Origin of the sequence: Acinetobacter sp. CIP 102637, from assembly GCF_000368425.1 — a bacterium.
Taxonomy (GTDB): Bacteria; Pseudomonadota; Gammaproteobacteria; order Pseudomonadales; family Moraxellaceae; genus Acinetobacter; species Acinetobacter parvus.
The window spans coordinates 1,292,468-1,308,548 of record NZ_KB849435.1 but is presented as its reverse complement, the minus strand read 5'-3'; the positions used below and the strand labels follow the sequence as shown (position 1 = coordinate 1,308,548).

Sequence of the window (16,081 nt, the reverse complement as noted above, 5' to 3'; positions counted from 1 at the left end):
GCATCTGCTTTTTTCTTGGCATCAGCATCTGCTTTACGCTTGGCTTCAGCATCCGCTTTTGCTTTGGCGTCTGCCTCTGCTTTTGCCTTAGCATCCGCATCGGCTTTTTTCTTGGCATCAGCGTCTGCTTTACGTTTTTCTTCAGCAGCCTTGGCTTTGGCATCTGTTTCAGCTTTTTTCTTGGCGTCAACGTCTGTTTTACGCTTTTCTTCCGCAGCTTTTGCCTTGGCATCTTGTTCAGCTTTCAACTTGGTTGCATTATCTGCCTTGGTTTTAGCGGCTAGATCAGCTTTACGTTTTGCTTCCTGTTCAGCCGCTTTTGTTTTTGCTATGGTATCTGCCTGACGTTTTTCTTCTGCCTGTTTGGCTTTTGCATCATTTTCAGCTTGTCGTTTTTGCTCCGCAGCTTTTGCTTTCGCCTCTGCATCGGCTTTACGTTTTTCTTCGGCAGCCTTGGCTTTGGCATCAGCTTCTGCACGTTGTTTTTGTGCGATAGCTTCTGCTTGCTTCTGTTGTTTTTCTACCTGTGCTTTTGCTTTGGCGGCTTCCTCAGCCTTACGTTTTTGTTCAGCCAACTTTGCCTGTTGCGCCTGTTCAGCTTTCTGCTTTTCGGCAGCAAGTTGCTGAGCAGTAGGTGGTGGAGGGGCAACAGGAAGATTTTCAGGCTGAGTTTCATCTACAATTGGACTTAATATTTCTTCTGCCTGATTTTCAGCCGCAGTTTCCTGTTCCACGGGTTTTGCCAATGGGGGGGGCAAGTCTTCTGGCTTGACTAAAATCGTGGTGATTTTTTTAGGCTGTTCAGGTGGTTTTCCCATTCCCAAATACAATAAGCCAACAATGGCAACGATATGAACACCGAGTGTAAAACCCAGTGCAATTGCATTTTGTTTAAAAGGTGGCTCTTGAAATTTTTTCATAACTTATTTTAGCGAATCAGTTAATAAACCAACCTGAGTTAGACCTGCTTCTTGTAAACTGGACATGAGTTCCACCACTTCACCATAAGGGCGAGATTTATCGCCATTCACCAAGACCATAAGCTGTTTATTGTCTTGTTCAGCCTGTTTCTGGGCATCACTTAAAATGCTTTCAAGCTGCTCATGTGTTAGTGGTTCAGTGCCTTTATTATGTTGATATTGCAGATAAATATTACCATCCTTGCCAATGGTGACCATTGCAGGCATATCTTTAGATTCAATTGGATTGTTATTGGCTTGAGGTAAATCCACTTTAATTCCACTGGTAATCATGGGTGCAGTGACCATAAAAATCACCAGAAGTACCAGCATGACATCAATATATGGCACGACATTCATGTCACTTTTCAGCGGCTTCTTGATGCGTTCAAAACGTCCAGATCGTTGAATCGCCATTATGCATCTTCCTGTGTCGTTCCAATTGCTTGACGCTGTAACAGGGCAACCATTTCTTCGGCAAACAGGGCACGGTCTGAATAAATTGCTTCACCTTTTGCGGTGAAATGGTTAAAAGCAAGTACCGCAGGAATGGCAGCAAACAAGCCAATCGCAGTTGCAATCAATGCCTCTGCAATACCAGGTGCCACAGTCGCCAATGTCACCTGATCCACAGCAGCCAGACCAATAAAGGCATTCATAATGCCCCAGACTGTACCAAACAGGCCGATATAAGGCGCAACAGAACCAATACTTGCCAATGCGCCTAGACCTTGCTCCAATCCGCCCTGATCACGGCTTAAGCCAACACGAAGAATACGTTCAGTTCCCTCAATGGTCTGGTTGGTGTCAGCCTTACGTTTTTGCAGTTTAAAAAATTCACCCAAACCCTGATAAAAAATATCTTCCAAGCCACGACGTTTAGAGTTGAGCTGGGCGTTGTTGTATAGGGTATTCAGTTCGGCACCTGACCAGAACATTTTTTGAAAATGCTCATCATCCTGCGCTGCCTTTTTAAAGCCCATATATAGTTTGGCAATCAAATACCAGCTGAAAATTGACGCTAGTAATAAGATCAACATGACCAATTGAACGACTGGGCTGGCTTGTAAAATCAGGTCAGAAATGTGCAGGGAAGATTCTAAATTTGTTGCCATAAGTTGAGTGCCGAAAGTTTATTTTTAGTCCTGTGCCAATTCTTTTTGAATCAGGTCACGAATTTCATCAGGAAGTCTGCGTGGCATCAAGTCCTTGTTTAAACATGCCAACGTAACCTCACCTGAAGCCAGCAAGATTTCACCACGATAAATATTTTGTTGCAACACAAATGACGCGGCTTTACACGAAATAACACGTGCTGTAACGGTAATTAAATCATCCATTAATATAGGGCGTACATATTTGACCTGAATCTGGTGGACAACAAAGCTGTAATCCTTTTGATGCCAATAGTGTGCAATCCCCGTGGAGCGTAGCCATTCTGTACGGGCACGCTCCATAAAACGGATGTGGTTGGCATGGTAGACAATCCCGCCTGCATCTGTATCTTCGATATATACACGAATATTAAATTCAAAATGATTGGCCATGATGACGTCCTTATACAAAACTCTCCTGAATATTCAAGAGAGTTGGAAGAAATTTAAACTTATGTTTCTGGCGGAGTTAATCCAAACTGTAAATAAGCCATGTTGGTCGCAATACGACCACGTGCGGTACGCATCACATAACCTTGCTGGATGAGATAAGGTTCAATGACATCTTCAAGTGTGCCACTATCTTCTGCCATCGCGGCTGCTAAAGCTTCAACACCTGTTGGACGACCTTCAAAACGCTCAAGTAACATACTGAGATAACGGCGATCCAGTGTATCCAAACCTGCTTTATCCACGTTCAGCATATCCAAGGCACGTTGGGCCATATCCTGAGTCACTTCACCTGTACCCTTGACTTGGGCATAGTCACGAACTCGACGTAACAGACGGTTGGCAATACGAGGTGTACCACGAGAACGGCGAGCAATTTCCATTGCACCATCATCTGTCATGAGTACATCCATCAAACGTGCAGAACGCCCAACGATATAAGTCAAATCTTCAACTGAATAAAATTCCAAACGTTGCACAATCCCAAAACGGTCACGTAAGGGTGAGGTGAGCAGACCAGCACGGGTAGTGGCTGCAACCAGTGTAAATGGAGGCAAGTCCAGTTTAATTGAACGGGCAGCGGGGCCTTCGCCAATCATGATATCCAACTGATAATCTTCCATCGCTGGATAAAGGATTTCTTCAATCACTGGAGAAAGGCGGTGGATTTCATCAATAAAAAGAACATCACCCTCTTCAAGATTGGTGAGCATTGCGGCCAAATCGCCTGCACGTTCCAACACAGGACCAGAAGTTGATTTTAAATTACCGCCCATTTCCCGAGCGATAATATTGGCCAGTGTAGTTTTACCTAAACCAGGTGGACCAAAAATTAGAGTATGATCGAGTGCTTCACCACGTCCACGTGCGGCACCAATGAAGATTTCCATTTGCTCACGGACTACAGGCTGCCCAATATAGTCCGTCAATGAAGTTGGGCGAATTGCACGATCAAAATGATCTTCTGGTTTTTCTGTTCCGCTAATAAGACGATCTTGCATATAGATATTACTTCATCATGGATTTAAGTGCCGCACGAATAATATCGGCAGATTCTGTATAGTCTGCCTTAACGGCTGCAACCGCTTTTTGTGCCTCAGTAGGTTTATAGCCGAGTGACTGCAATGCCGCTTCGGCTTCAGCAACAGGTGAGTTTGCCATAAACTGGATTTGAGCCGTGGTTGGGCTTGCATTGCTACTACTGGTTGACTGTGCCAATGCCTTGAAGCGATCCCGTAATTCAATCATCAAGCGTTCAGCAGTTTTCTTACCAACCCCAGGAACCTTGATCAGGGTGTTGATGTCATCGTGTTCAATGGTATGAATCAATAGCTCAACACTTAATGTGGATAATATTCCCAAAGCCATTTTAGGACCGACACCATTCACTTTCAGCAAAGTGCGAAAAATGGTTTTTTCCTGCGCATCGTTAAAGCCATAGAGTTGCTGGGCATCTTCACGGACCACCAAGTGCGTCCATAATGTCACTTTCTGGCCCTTTTGTAATTGGCAAAATGTCGAAAGTGGTGTGTCTATTTCATAGCCAACACCATTCACATTGAGTAAAACTGTTGGGGCTTCCAAGGCAAACACTTCGCCAATTAAACATCCGATCATTGAGTCATTTTCACTTATTTATTAATGGTTGAATAGTAGAGGCCATTTGCTCTAAACGCAAAATGGCTTTTCATATTTATTTGTGATTTCGCGTGGATTTTATTCAAATCAATCAAAATAAAAATAGCCTGAGTAAATCTTATTTCTTAGAAGAACCCAACTTTATTGCCTTGTAACTCTTGCGCTAAACTATAAGCTTGATGGTCAGAAAACTTACTAATAATATCCAGAACTTGCATAATATTATGGTAATGGTTGTTCTGGAAATGTGCGCCCGAATGTTGCAAAATTGACATCAAACGCTGTTCCTTAAAGCTGAGGGCTTTATGTGGCATGGTCAATGGTACGAAAGCATCTAAAATCGTCTGTAAACTTTGATGCGCAATGATTTCCAGACCTGATTTTTGTGGATGCTCAAAAATCCGATCTTTGGCAAGATTCTTGGCAGTTTGAATACCTGCCTCAATATCAGGTGAACAATATTGAAGTAAACTGCCTTGAAGCTGTCCTGTCAGGATTTCATACTGATATTTGGCAAAAGCGGTGGTGACTTCGTCGACCAGACGTTTCATCACACGGCCACGCAGGGCAGCGATTTTTTGTTGCCATGTGGTATGTGGTAAATGCAGCTCTTCTGGATAGCCATAATCCACAATCAGGTTCAGGAAAATAGGCTCAACTTCGGCATAATTCAGCATGTTGAGGATGATGCCATCTTCCAGATCAATCAATGCATAGCAAATATCATCGGCTGCTTCCAATAAATAAGTGAGTGGATGACGGCAATAATGATATTCGCCCAACTGAATTAGTCCGAGTTGCTCGGCAATTTGTTTTAAAATTTCTTTTTCAGATTGATAGCAACCAAACTTGGCTCGCTTATGTGACGGAATATCACCTTGTTCCTCAATGGTTTTGGAAAGCCATGGATATTTTAAATAAGCCCCCAATGTGGCATAGGTTAGACGCATACCACCATCGTCAGGATGATAGTCAATACGGCTTAACAAACGAAGTCCTTGCGCATTACCCTCAAATTGACGGACATCGGCTGCTTCTTCTGGCGTGAGTTTAGTTAAAAAGTCCCGATGTGAGGCATCATCAAACCATTCACGAATCGCATATTCACCTGCATGACCAAAAGGTGGATTGCCAATGTCATGGGCCAAACAGGCTGCCTGAATAATCGCACCGACATCCGCAGGGGAAATCCACATGGGTAGTTCATCTTTAATCTTCTCCGCAGCCAGCATGCCCAGAGAGCGGCCAATACAGGAAACCTCAAGCGAATGGGTAAGGCGGGTATGGATACCATCATGTTGAGTGAGTGGGTGAACCTGTGTTTTTCTATTCAGTTGACGAAAGCTTTGGGAAAATATAATTCTGTCGTAATCTTTGTGGAATGGGCTTCGGGCCAATTCTGTACTGCTTTTTTTACTGCCTAAACGAATTGCGGAAAGCAATTCCAACCAACGCATTTGTTCCATTTATCATTATTCAAACTAAGTTCGCTTCATCATGCCAAAAAAAAGATTAAAGCACTAGCGTAGCGCGACATAGATTGTCTTGTTGATACAAAACTAAATCAGAATAATCACTAAAATAATCGGTCAAATATTTAAAAAACTGAAATGTGATTTGTTCTGCAAAATAAAAGAATTGTTACGAATAAAGTAAAATAGATCAGGCGAGACAGAAATAGGGCATTCATCGTCGAAAACTCTGATTTTTAAGTTGGATATGGCTAGCTGAAAAGAGGCTTTCACAGTAGAATATGCGCTCTTTCATAAGTCACATTGCGGTGGGTCTGTTCGATCTGCCCGTGGAGCCAAAGTCAACATGTTTATCGTGGCCGGTGCATCAGCACATTCTTCTTTTAAGAAAGCTCAACTCTTAAACCGTTTAGCGTCAATGAGTTCTGTTCAATCTTTTGACAGCCAGTGGGTTTATTTGTTTGATCAAGCGCTCAACGAGCAGCAACATCAATCGGCATTACAATTGTTAAACGATGGTCAATCTTTTGAACTTCGCCAGGCTGCAAGTGATGAGATCCAGATTTTAGTGACACCACGTGTTGGCACAATTTCGCCTTGGTCATCTAAAGCAACCGATATTTTCCAGAACTGCAATACCCCAATTCACCGCTTAGAGCGTGGTCTGTTATTTACATTAAAAGGTGTAAATGAGATTTCGAACGAAGTGAAATTGGCCTTACATGACCGTATGACAGAAACTGTTTTTGCTCAAATTGATGATGCAAAAGCATTATTTACTGAAACAGCACCAAAACCATTGAACTCAATTGATATTTTAGGTCAAGGGAAACAAGCGTTAGTCAAAGCCAACAATGAGTTTGGCTTTGCTTTATCTGAGCAGGAAATTGATTACTTAACCGAAGCGTTCACTAAGCTTGGTCGTAATCCAAATGACATCGAGTTGATGATGTTTGCTCAAGCGAACTCTGAACATTGTCGTCATAAAATCTTTGGTTCTGAATGGACAATTGATGGTGAAAAACAACCATTATCATTGTTCCAAATGATTAAGAATACCTATAAAGAATCTCCAACAGATGTATTGTCGGCGTATAAAGACAATGCTTCTGTGATCGTGGGTTATGACACGATGCGTTTTTATCCAAAAGCGGATGAAAATGGTCACTTTGTTTATAAATATAAGAGCCAAGCCGCTCATATTTTAATGAAGGTTGAAACGCATAACCACCCAACCGCAATTTCTCCATTTGCTGGTGCTGCAACTGGTTCAGGCGGTGAAATCCGTGATGAAGGTGCAACAGGTCGTGGTGGTAAACCGAAAGCAGGTCTAACTGGCTTTACCGTTTCAAACTTAAATATTCCAGGTTTTGAACAGCCTTGGGAAGAAAATTACGGTAAACCGAGCCGTATGGCATCACCACTTCAAATTATGATTGAAGGTCCTTTAGGTGGCGCTGCGTTTAACAACGAATTTGGTCGCCCTGCATTAAATGGTTATTTCCGTACCTTTGAACAGAATGTCAATGGTGAAGTGAAAGGTTTCCATAAACCAATTATGATCGCTGGTGGTTACGGTAACATTCGTCCTGATCATGTAGAAAAAGATGCAATCCAACCAGGTGACTTGCTCATTGTATTGGGTGGTCCTGCCATGTTAATCGGTCTTGGTGGTGGTGCTGCATCTTCTGTCGATAGCGGAACCATGGGTGAGAGCTTAGACTTTGCTTCAGTACAACGTGAAAACCCAGAAATGGAACGCCGTTGCCAAGAGGTGATTGATACCTGCTGGCGCTTAGAAGATTTTAACCCAATCGTATCTGTACATGATGTCGGTGCGGGTGGTTTATCCAATGCGATGCCTGAACTTGTGAATGATCATGAGTTGGGCGCGGTATTGAATCTTCGTAAAATTCCATCTTTAGAGCCAGGTATGAGCCCGATGGAAATCTGGTCAAATGAAGCGCAAGAACGTTATGTGTTAGCAATTCGTCCAGAATCTTTAGAACAGTTTGAAGAAATTTGTGCTCGTGAGCGTTGTCCGTTTGCAGTACTTGGTGAGGCGACTGAAGCACGTCATTTGACTGTTGAAGATCCATTATTTGAAAACAATCCAGTCGATATCCCAATGCAAGTCATGTTGGGTGGTACACCACGTATGCAACGTTCATATGAAACGATTGAACGTAAAGGTAACGACTTTGATGCATCAAAAGTTGATTTAAAAGATGCGATTTTCCGTGTATTGAAAAACCCAACGGTTGCATCTAAATCATTCTTGATCACCATTGGTGACCGTTCGATTACAGGTATGGTTGCTCGTGACCAGATGGTGGGTCGCTGGCAGGTTCCTGTTGCTGATGCAGCAGTAACCACCACCAGCTTGCAAGGCTTTACTGGTGAAGCGATGGCAATGGGCGAACGTCCACCTGTGGCATTGTTAAATCCTGCGGCATCGGCTCGTTTAGCGGTTGCGGAAGCGATTACCAACATTGCTTGTGCCAACATCGAACAAATTAGCGATATCAAACTTTCAGCAAACTGGATGGCAGCAGCAGGTCAAAAAGGTGAAGACCAAGCCTTGTTTGAAGGTGTGAAAGCGATTGGTATGGAAATGTGTCCTGCATTGGGCATCGCAATTCCAGTCGGTAAAGATTCACTTTCAATGCGTACCACCTGGAATGATGGTGAAGATAAAGCCGTTACATCTCCAATGACTGGCGTGATCACTGCATTTGCTCCTGTGTTAGATGTACGCAAAACCTTAACCCCTGAACTTAAAAATCTTACAGATTCAGTCTTAGTTCGTATCGACTTATCGAAAGGTCAGTTCCGTTTAGGTGGTTCGATCCTTGCCCAGGTGTATAAAGCAATAGGTTCTGTTACTCCTGATGTGGATAGTTTTGATGACTTCAAAGCATTCTTTGCCTTGATTCAAGACTGGAACAACCGCGGTTTGATCAAGGCTTACCATGACATCGGTGATGGTGGTTTATTGGCGACCGTTGCTGAAATGATGTTCGCATCACGTTTGGGTGTAGCTTTAGAAAATCAAACAATTGAAAGTTTATTTGCTGAAGAAATTGGTGCAGTACTGCAAATTACTGCTGCTGATTGGGCACAGTTAGAAATTGAAGTTGCAGCGTCGAGCCTGAAAGATACAATCGCGGTTGTGGGCCGTGTCAATACAACTGATCAATTGGTTGTCAATGGTTTGACTTTAGAACGTGCTGAATTACAACAAGCTTGGGCTGAAGTATCACATCAAATCCAACGTTTACGTGACAACATTGAAACGGCTGATCAAGAATTTGCTTTAATTGCAGATAAAAACCACAAAGGTTTAATTGCTCAAGCAACTTATGATTTAAATGAGCCAGTAGAAGCGCCATTTATTAATACACGTCGTCCAAACATGGCCATCTTGCGTGAGCAAGGTGTGAACGGTCATGTGGAAATGGCTGCTGCATTTGACAAAGTTGGCTTCAATACCATCGATGTACACATGAGTGACTTGCTTGCAGGTCGTGTGAGCTTAAGTGACTTCGAAGGTTTAGTGGCTTGTGGTGGCTTCTCATACGGTGACGTAATGGGCGCTGGTGGTGGCTGGGCGAAATCAGTATTGTTCAATGCCAAGTTACGTGACCAGTTTGAGCAGTTCTTCCATCGTGAGAGCACTTTCAGCTTAGGCGTATGTAACGGCTGTCAAATGATGTCGCAACTTGCACCATTGATTCCAGGTGCAGAGCATTGGGGCCGTTTCCATCGTAATACCTCAGAAGTCTTTGAAGCGCGTGCGGTCAACGTTCGTGTAGAAAAATCAGTTTCGGTATTGCTTGAAGATATGCAAGGTTCGATTTTACCAATCGCCGTGGCGCATGGTGAAGGGCGTTTAGTTGCAACTACGCAGCAATTGGCTGCTTTAAATGCTGAAAACCAAGTGATTTTGCGTTATGTGGATAGTTTGGGGAATCCAACGCAACACTATCCATTGAACCCGAACGGTTCACCTGAAGCGATTACAGGTTTAACATCTAAAGATGGTCGTGCAACCGTGATGATGCCGCATCCAGAACGTAACTTCCGTGCTTTACAGCATTCATGGAAACCTGAAGATTGGGTCGAAGATGGTGCTTGGTTGCGTATGTTTAGGAATGCACGTAAATTTATTGGTTAATTAAATCCATGCAATAAGCCACCGTCAGGTGGCTTATTTTATTCTTAGATTCAATATAAAATAACGATGAATGAACAAGAACAATGAAATCAAAAAGAATATGCTAAAACTTATTTATTACGTTCCTGAATCTCACCTTGAATCAACCAAACTTGCTATCTTTGAAGCAGGAGCAGGTGGTATTGGTAATTATGAGCACTGTGCTTGGCAAGTGAAAGGCATAGGGCAGTTTAAGCCCATTCAAGGTGCAAATCCATTTTTAGGGCAGTTGGATGAACTGGAACAGCTTGAGGAATGGCGGGTAGAAACCATTGTTACAGAAGAAAAGGCAAGTACGGTTGCAAAAGCATTAAAGGCAAGCCATCCTTATGAAGAGCCTGCCTTTGAGTTTATTCAAATATTAGATATTGAATAATTTTTTAGACTTTTTGAATAAATAAATCACGGTCAAAACGATATTGCGGGAAGAACACACCATCTGTAGCACGCTCACCAGCACCAATCACCATGACAGGATACTGTTGATCATTTAATTTTAAAATTTTACGAACTAAAGGTTCATCAAAACCTTCCATCATACAACTATCAAAACCATAGGCACGTAATGCCAATACAAGGTTTTCACAGGCTAAAGCTGTGGTTTTAGTTGCCCACAATTTGGCATCGGCAGGGTTAAATGCAGTTACAGGAAGTTGTTTATCAAGTGTGCGGGCTACTTTAAATGCAACTTTTTTAAAGTTACCTAATGCATTGAAATAACCAGTTTTATAGTTGTAGGGAATAAAACGGTAATATTTTTGTACCATTGCAGGGGCTTCAGGAAATGGAAATTCACTAATATTGCGTTTTGCCATTTCATCAACACGATCTGTACGCGCTACGCATACGATCAATTCTGATGCAGTTTTAGCAGCAAGTTGTCCTAAACACGCTTTAACCAGTTGCTTTTTCTTACTCGGATTTTGCACCACATAGAATGTCCAAGGCTGTAAGTTTGATGAATTGGGTGCAAGCAACGCCAAATCTAAGCATTCATCTAAAATTTCACTTGGAATCGGTTTATCCGTGAACTTGCGTACTGAACGACGGCTTTCAATCACCTTACGGAAATTGTCAACGTCAATGTCCTGTGGCGCGGCTTCGTAATAACGTTTCTTTTCAGTTTGTGTGTGTTCTGACATGAGGAAAGTGTCATCCTAAAGTTATTTTATATTTAAATTGGGACGTTCAATAAAAAAACCACCTCGATTTTGCAATAAAGTGGTTTTGTTTCAATTAATAATGAGTGATTACCTCATTAATTGAACTGTGAGAAGTCAGGTTTACGTTTTTGCATAAATGCCTGTACCGCTTCCATCATTTCAGGTGAGCGGACACGTTGCATAAAGATTTCAGCTTCTTCATCGACACAAGCAATAATTTCAGCTAAGTCTTTTTTCATGAGCGCTTTGGTTTGCTTGATTGATGCCAGTGGTAAAGCCGCTAAATGTTGAGCTGTTTTTTGAGCTGTTGCATAAACGTCTTCAACAATTTCATTGACCAAGTTTGCTTTGACAGCGGTTGCAGCATCAAATTTTTTCGCTGTGAATAATAATTCAGCCGCTTTTTGATAACCTGCTTGCTTCACTAATAAACGACTCGCAGCACCTTCTGGAGAAAGACCTAGGCTTACGAATGGAATTTGGAATAGGGCAGTATTGTCTGCAAATACAATATCAGCATGTAATAAGATGGTCACACCGATACCAATCGCAACGCCTTTCACTGCGATAATGAGTGGCTTAGAAAAACGTGCTGCTGCTTTTAATAATACAAATGGGGGTTGATCGCCTGCTTTGCCTTCATGTGGCTTTTGCATAAAGCCCATGAAGTCTTTCATATCATTACCCGCAGTAAAATCTTGTTCTGCACCACGTAAAATCACAACACGTACATCTTTATTTGTATCAGCTTCATCTAATGCTTTTGCAATCCATAGATAAAGTTCGCCGTAAAGTGCATTCTTTGCTTCTGAACGGTTAATGGCTAAGGTGAGTACGCCATCTTCTAAATTTGCTTGCAAATGTTGATGAGGTTGTTGAATACAGCTAAGTGTCATCGTACTATCCTTGCTTTAATCCAGATTGATTTTTTAAGTGCTCTCATTATGTCGCATATTTGCGTTACATGGTGCAACTGATGAGTTCACAAAAAGTGAAATTACGCCTATGTACACATTTGACTATCTTGTTTTTATTGGACGCTTTCAGCCTTTTCATTTGGCACATCTACAAACCATTGAAATTGCGTTGCAGCAAAGTCAGCATGTGATCTTGGCATTAGGTTCAGCACAATCAGAACGGAATATCAAAAATCCATTTTTAGCCCATGAACGTGAGCAAATGATTCTTGCCAATTTCCCTGAGGATGAGCAAAAACGGATTCACTTTGTCCATGTAGTTGATGTGTATAACGATGAAAAATGGGTTAAACAGGTTAAGGATTTAGTCAATCAAGTGGTTCAGCCAAATGCAAAAGTAGGTTTGATTGGTCACTTCAAAGATGAATCTTCGTATTATTTAGCTTTATTTCCAGAATGGGAAATGGTTGAGTTAGATAGCTTAAAGGATTCTATTTCCGCTACGCCTATGCGAGAAGCCTATTATCGAGGTGAGATTCAGACTGAATTTTTCCCTAAAGGCACAGTCTATTTTCTTGAAGAATTTCAAAAAACATCAACTTACCAGACCTTACAACAAAAGTTTAATGCCAATGACCGTTCCAATATTGAGGCATCATCAGGTAGGGAGATTAAGCATCTTCCCAAAAGATGATTCGGTTTGAAAATGGATCGGTGATACTGAGTTCCAGAGTTTCCCAGTCTATTTTTTCAATTTTGGGGGTAGTGAATGTACCAGACTGGATCATGCTTCCTCTTAACGAACACCAAATTGTTGCACCCAGTATGCCTTGGGTTTTTCCGATTCATCAAAGCTACAGGCAACTGCGTAATCGGTAAATTTTGACTGCATCAGGTTGCTGCAATGCACAGGGCTGCTGCCCCAGGTTGCCATGACTTCATCCAGATTCTTTTGGCCCCGTGCCACATTCTCACCGCCACCACGTGTTTTAACCTGATACAGTTGAAGACGTGACCTTAAATTCAAGCCTGTGCTACTGGTATGACCCAGAAAATTATGTTCCGCCATATTCTGTGCATGGGCAAGAGAACTCCTATGCAGACCGCTATTCCATCTCAGCGGTGCCACAGCGGCAAAATATTGTTGCCCACATTGACGTGGATGTTGCCGAATTTCATTAATCGCATTCATGATGACCTGCTGATAGGCTGGATTCTGTAAATCCTGACAGCTTATTTCCAAGGCGGGTTTTTGAATTTGGCGAACGGGCGTAGCAATATCCTGTGGCATTGTGGTTGAACTCGCCCCACATGTTGAGATAAAAAGATAAAAAGGCAACGAGATAAATACCTTGAACTGACTCATTTAAATGCCTTTGGTTGAATTATTTTAACGTTTTTATCATACCCCAAGCCCAAACAGGCGAGCAATTTTTCCTCAATAAAAAAGCAAGTGAAACTTGCCTCTTGTATTCAGGGTTTACGAAGCTGCCTGTAGTGTTTTTAAATCTTCAAGCACCTGTTCGGCATGTCCCGCCACTTTTACTTTTCTATAGCTTTTAACTAGTTGTTTATTATGGAAAATAAAGGTAGAGCGTTCAATCCCTATCACCTGTTTGCCATACATATTTTTTTCCTTAATCACATCGAAGTGTTTACAAAGCACTTCTTCCTTATCGCTAATCAAGTCAATGGTCAGTGCCTGTTTTTCGGTAAAGTTCTGGTGTGCCTTGACTGAATCGCGGGATACACCAATGATCTTACAGTTCAATCCATCAAACTGGTCTTTTAGGCAGGAAAAGCCAACCGCCTGGGTTGTACAGCCAGGGGTTGAATCTTTTGGGTAAAAATATAATACCAGCCATTCATTTGTGAGTTCGGCTAGGTTGATTTCGCCCTGAGTGGCTGGAAAGGTTTGATTGGGTAGCTGGATCTGTTCAGACATTTTGTATCCTTTGCCAAAGCTAAATTTGATCTGATTCAAGGGCTAAAAAAACATATTCTTCATCATAAACAATATTTCCATGACGTACAGGAATAGCTTTGTTAAAAATCCGCCCCCTCAATCACAGTGGTATGGAATTCTCCCCCTTTTTCAGCATAAAGGAAAGTTTAACAGAACCTACAAAAAAGCCTGCATCAATGCAGGCCTTGTTTACAACAGCGCAGGATTATTTTTTAGGTGCCTGTTGCTGGGCAGCTTTCATTGCTTCCTGAGTCAACTTTTCTAGCTTGGTGACAAGTGGTGCGCCTAGGCAAGCCTGTAAATCCTTATTCTGTTGCTGTACAAAGGCAAGGGAGCTTGGGCTTTTCTTGGCATTGATTGCACTTTGAATTTCCCATTTTTGTGCTTCAGTTACTTTGCCCTGTGCCTCAATATTACAAGAACAGAATTTGCTGACTTCTGCCGCTGTCAGTTTTCCACCCTTTGTGGTCTGGTCTTTACACACATTGATCAATGCAGATTTGACATTGGTACTTTTATACGCAGCTTTGAGTGGATTCTCATCCGCAGCATGGGTTGCCGTTGCAAGTAGGGCAGCCGCCGACATCATGGTGGAAAGAATAAGATTTGATTTAAAAAACTTCATATATTGTACCTAATTATAACCCTATATCGTCTATTCGGTATAACGTGTAGGATCCGCAATACCTGCTTCGATAAAACCTTGTTGACGTAAACGGCAACTGTCGCATTTGCTACACGCACGTCCTTGAGCATCTGCCTGATAGCAGGATACTGTTTGGCTATAGTCTACGCCATGTTCGATACCTAAGCGTATAATATTCGCTTTGGATAAATGTAACAAAGGTGTTTCAATTTTCAGGGGTTTTCCTTCCACACCCGCTTTTGTTGCCAAACGCGCAAGATTGGCAAACGCATCAATAAACTCAGGACGACAGTCAGGATATCCTGAATAATCAACGGCATTGACCCCAATCACGATGGCTTCGGCATCAAAAACCTCAGCGGCGGCAAGCGCATAGGACAGGAAAATTGTGTTACGTGCAGGAACATAAGTTACAGGAATACCTTCCTGTAATTGTTCTGGTACATCAATGTTATGGTCTGTAAGTGCTGAACCACCCAGATTGCCAAGATCAATATTAATGACGCGGTGCTCAACACCTGCTCGTTGTGCAAGTGCCTTAGCTGCATCAAGCTCAGTTGTAGAGCGTTGACCATACATAAAACTAATGGCGATACAGTCATAGTTTGCTTGTGCCCAAGCGAGACATGTTGTCGAGTCTAAGCCGCCAGACAATAATACGATGGCACGGGAACGCATATTATTTTCCATGATTCAACCTAAATATATTTAATGAAAGCAAGTTCGAAAATGAACTGATTTTGAACTCTTTAGCGACCAGATTCATCATTCCATAACAGCTTATGTAACTGTAATTGGAAGCGAACAGGGAGATGGTCATCTAAAATCCACTGTGCCAGGTCACGCGCAAAAGCAGGCAGGACAGCAGCACCTTTTTCAACGGCAAAGGCAGGGGAGAACCAAACGGTACTGACCTTATCCTGCAATTGAAAATTGATCAACTGTTGCTTTGACCATTCATAATCCTCACGATTACAAATCACAAACTTAATTTGGTCGTGCTGGGTTAAATAGTCAAGATTGGTTAGTAGATTACGATGGTCTTCTTTTGATGTCGGTGTCTTTAAATCCAGCACTTTGGAAACACGTGGCTCTACCTTTGAAACATCTAACGCACCACTGGTTTCAAGCGACACCTGAAAACCCAGGTCACACAGGCGCTGTAATAGTATTAAGCAATTCGGTTGTGCTAGTGGCTCACCACCTGTGACACAGATATAAGGGGTTTTATGTTGGCTTGCTGTTTCAATGATGTGTTCAAGTGACAGACGTTCACCGCCCTCAAATGAATAGGTGGTATCACAATAACTGCAACGTAATGGGCAACCTGTCAGGCGAATAAAAACGGTAGGTAAACCAAAAGTGTTCGCTTCGCCTTGCAAGGAATAAAAAATCTCGGTAATGCGTAAACCAGCCGCAGGATCGGAGACAGGAATTGCAGAAGAACGTAAGGAAGCCATAGATTCAGAACCACACCATATAAAAGAACAAAATCCCTAC

General features: G+C 42.3%; 17 protein-coding genes and 2 pseudogenes. 3 read left to right on the top strand and 16 right to left on the bottom strand.

What is annotated here, in order from left to right; translation table 11 throughout:
• The 7 genes from tolA to F967_RS09290 all read right to left on the bottom strand — a co-directional run.
• A partial coding sequence (gene tolA / locus F967_RS09320; RefSeq protein WP_004757663.1) for a cell envelope integrity protein TolA occupies nucleotides 1-920 on the bottom strand: 920 nt, incomplete at its 3' end.
• Nucleotides 921-923: 3 nt separating this feature from the next.
• On the bottom strand, nucleotides 924-1,376 hold the full coding sequence (gene tolR, locus F967_RS09315) for a protein TolR (protein ID WP_004682678.1): 453 nt from the start codon (nucleotides 1,374-1,376) through the stop codon (nucleotides 924-926).
• Nucleotides 1,376-2,074, bottom strand: a complete 699-nt coding sequence (tolQ, locus tag F967_RS09310) for a protein TolQ (RefSeq protein ID WP_004682677.1) — start codon at nucleotides 2,072-2,074, stop codon at nucleotides 1,376-1,378. Before tolQ ends, tolR begins: the two co-directional genes overlap by 1 nt.
• Nucleotides 2,075-2,098: 24 nt before the next feature.
• Complete coding sequence (gene ybgC, locus F967_RS09305; RefSeq protein ID WP_004676848.1) at nucleotides 2,099-2,506, bottom strand: tol-pal system-associated acyl-CoA thioesterase; 408 nt, start codon at nucleotides 2,504-2,506, stop codon at nucleotides 2,099-2,101.
• Between the two features lie 59 nt (nucleotides 2,507-2,565).
• Entirely contained in the window at nucleotides 2,566-3,564 is a 999-nt protein-coding gene (gene ruvB, locus F967_RS09300) for a Holliday junction branch migration DNA helicase RuvB (RefSeq protein ID WP_004757666.1), read from the bottom strand.
• A gap of 7 nt (nucleotides 3,565-3,571) precedes the next feature.
• Nucleotides 3,572-4,180 carry a Holliday junction branch migration protein RuvA gene (ruvA, locus tag F967_RS09295; RefSeq protein ID WP_004682675.1) on the bottom strand — a complete coding sequence of 203 codons (609 nt, stop codon included), beginning with the start codon at nucleotides 4,178-4,180 and terminating at the stop codon, nucleotides 3,572-3,574.
• Nucleotides 4,181-4,326: 146 nt separating this feature from the next.
• Complete coding sequence (locus tag F967_RS09290) at nucleotides 4,327-5,667, bottom strand: deoxyguanosinetriphosphate triphosphohydrolase (RefSeq protein ID WP_004676853.1); 1,341 nt, start codon at nucleotides 5,665-5,667, stop codon at nucleotides 4,327-4,329.
• A 352-nt stretch (nucleotides 5,668-6,019) separates the two neighbouring features.
• Here F967_RS09290 and purL point away from each other — a divergent pair, with 352 nt between their 5' ends.
• Together purL and F967_RS09280 are read left to right on the top strand one after the other, a co-directional pair.
• Nucleotides 6,020-9,850, top strand: a complete 3,831-nt coding sequence (gene purL, locus F967_RS09285) for a phosphoribosylformylglycinamidine synthase (protein ID WP_004799512.1) — start codon at nucleotides 6,020-6,022, stop codon at nucleotides 9,848-9,850.
• Nucleotides 9,851-9,950: 100 nt separating this feature from the next.
• Complete coding sequence (locus tag F967_RS09280) at nucleotides 9,951-10,265, top strand: YqfO family protein (RefSeq protein WP_004769584.1); 315 nt, start codon at nucleotides 9,951-9,953, stop codon at nucleotides 10,263-10,265.
• 4 nt (nucleotides 10,266-10,269) lie between these two features.
• Here F967_RS09280 and F967_RS09275 read toward each other — a convergent pair whose 3' ends face one another.
• Together F967_RS09275 and F967_RS09270 are read right to left on the bottom strand one after the other, a co-directional pair.
• Nucleotides 10,270-11,031 carry a nitroreductase family protein gene (locus tag F967_RS09275; protein WP_004682672.1) on the bottom strand — a complete coding sequence of 254 codons (762 nt, stop codon included), beginning with the start codon at nucleotides 11,029-11,031 and terminating at the stop codon, nucleotides 10,270-10,272.
• 116 nt (nucleotides 11,032-11,147) lie between these two features.
• Nucleotides 11,148-11,948 (bottom strand): enoyl-CoA hydratase-related protein, encoded by an 801-nt coding sequence (locus tag F967_RS09270; protein ID WP_004799508.1) that lies wholly within the window; start codon nucleotides 11,946-11,948, stop codon nucleotides 11,148-11,150.
• 109 nt (nucleotides 11,949-12,057) lie between these two features.
• Between F967_RS09270 and F967_RS09265 the strand changes: the two genes are divergently transcribed.
• A complete protein-coding gene (locus F967_RS09265; protein WP_034431252.1) occupies nucleotides 12,058-12,663 on the top strand; it encodes a nicotinate-nicotinamide nucleotide adenylyltransferase in 606 nt (201 codons plus the stop codon).
• Here F967_RS09265 and F967_RS14380 read toward each other — a convergent pair.
• The 7 genes and pseudogenes from F967_RS14380 to queE form a co-directional block, all read right to left on the bottom strand.
• Nucleotides 12,641-12,739, bottom strand: a pseudogene (locus F967_RS14380) (glyoxalase/bleomycin resistance/extradiol dioxygenase family protein); the annotation flags it as partial. The gene F967_RS09265 and the pseudogene F967_RS14380 overlap by 23 nt on opposite strands.
• Before the next feature lie 26 nt (nucleotides 12,740-12,765).
• Entirely contained in the window at nucleotides 12,766-13,335 is a 570-nt protein-coding gene (locus F967_RS09260; RefSeq protein WP_004799504.1) for a CAP domain-containing protein, read from the bottom strand.
• A 114-nt stretch (nucleotides 13,336-13,449) separates the two neighbouring features.
• Complete coding sequence (locus F967_RS09255) at nucleotides 13,450-13,914, bottom strand: peroxiredoxin (protein ID WP_004799502.1); 465 nt, start codon at nucleotides 13,912-13,914, stop codon at nucleotides 13,450-13,452.
• A 19-nt stretch (nucleotides 13,915-13,933) separates the two neighbouring features.
• A pseudogene (locus F967_RS13885) lies at nucleotides 13,934-14,063 on the bottom strand (ATPase); the annotation flags it as partial.
• 77 nt (nucleotides 14,064-14,140) lie between these two features.
• The gene (locus F967_RS09250) at nucleotides 14,141-14,560 is read right to left on the bottom strand and encodes a hypothetical protein (protein WP_004676872.1); all 420 of its coding nucleotides are present in this window, start codon (nucleotides 14,558-14,560) and stop codon (nucleotides 14,141-14,143) included.
• Between the two features lie 30 nt (nucleotides 14,561-14,590).
• Nucleotides 14,591-15,259, bottom strand: a complete 669-nt coding sequence (queC, locus tag F967_RS09245; RefSeq protein WP_010589178.1) for a 7-cyano-7-deazaguanine synthase QueC — start codon at nucleotides 15,257-15,259, stop codon at nucleotides 14,591-14,593.
• A gap of 71 nt (nucleotides 15,260-15,330) precedes the next feature.
• Nucleotides 15,331-16,041, bottom strand: a complete 711-nt coding sequence (gene queE, locus F967_RS09240) for a 7-carboxy-7-deazaguanine synthase QueE (RefSeq protein ID WP_004799500.1) — start codon at nucleotides 16,039-16,041, stop codon at nucleotides 15,331-15,333.
• Between the last annotated feature and the right edge of the window lie 40 nt (nucleotides 16,042-16,081).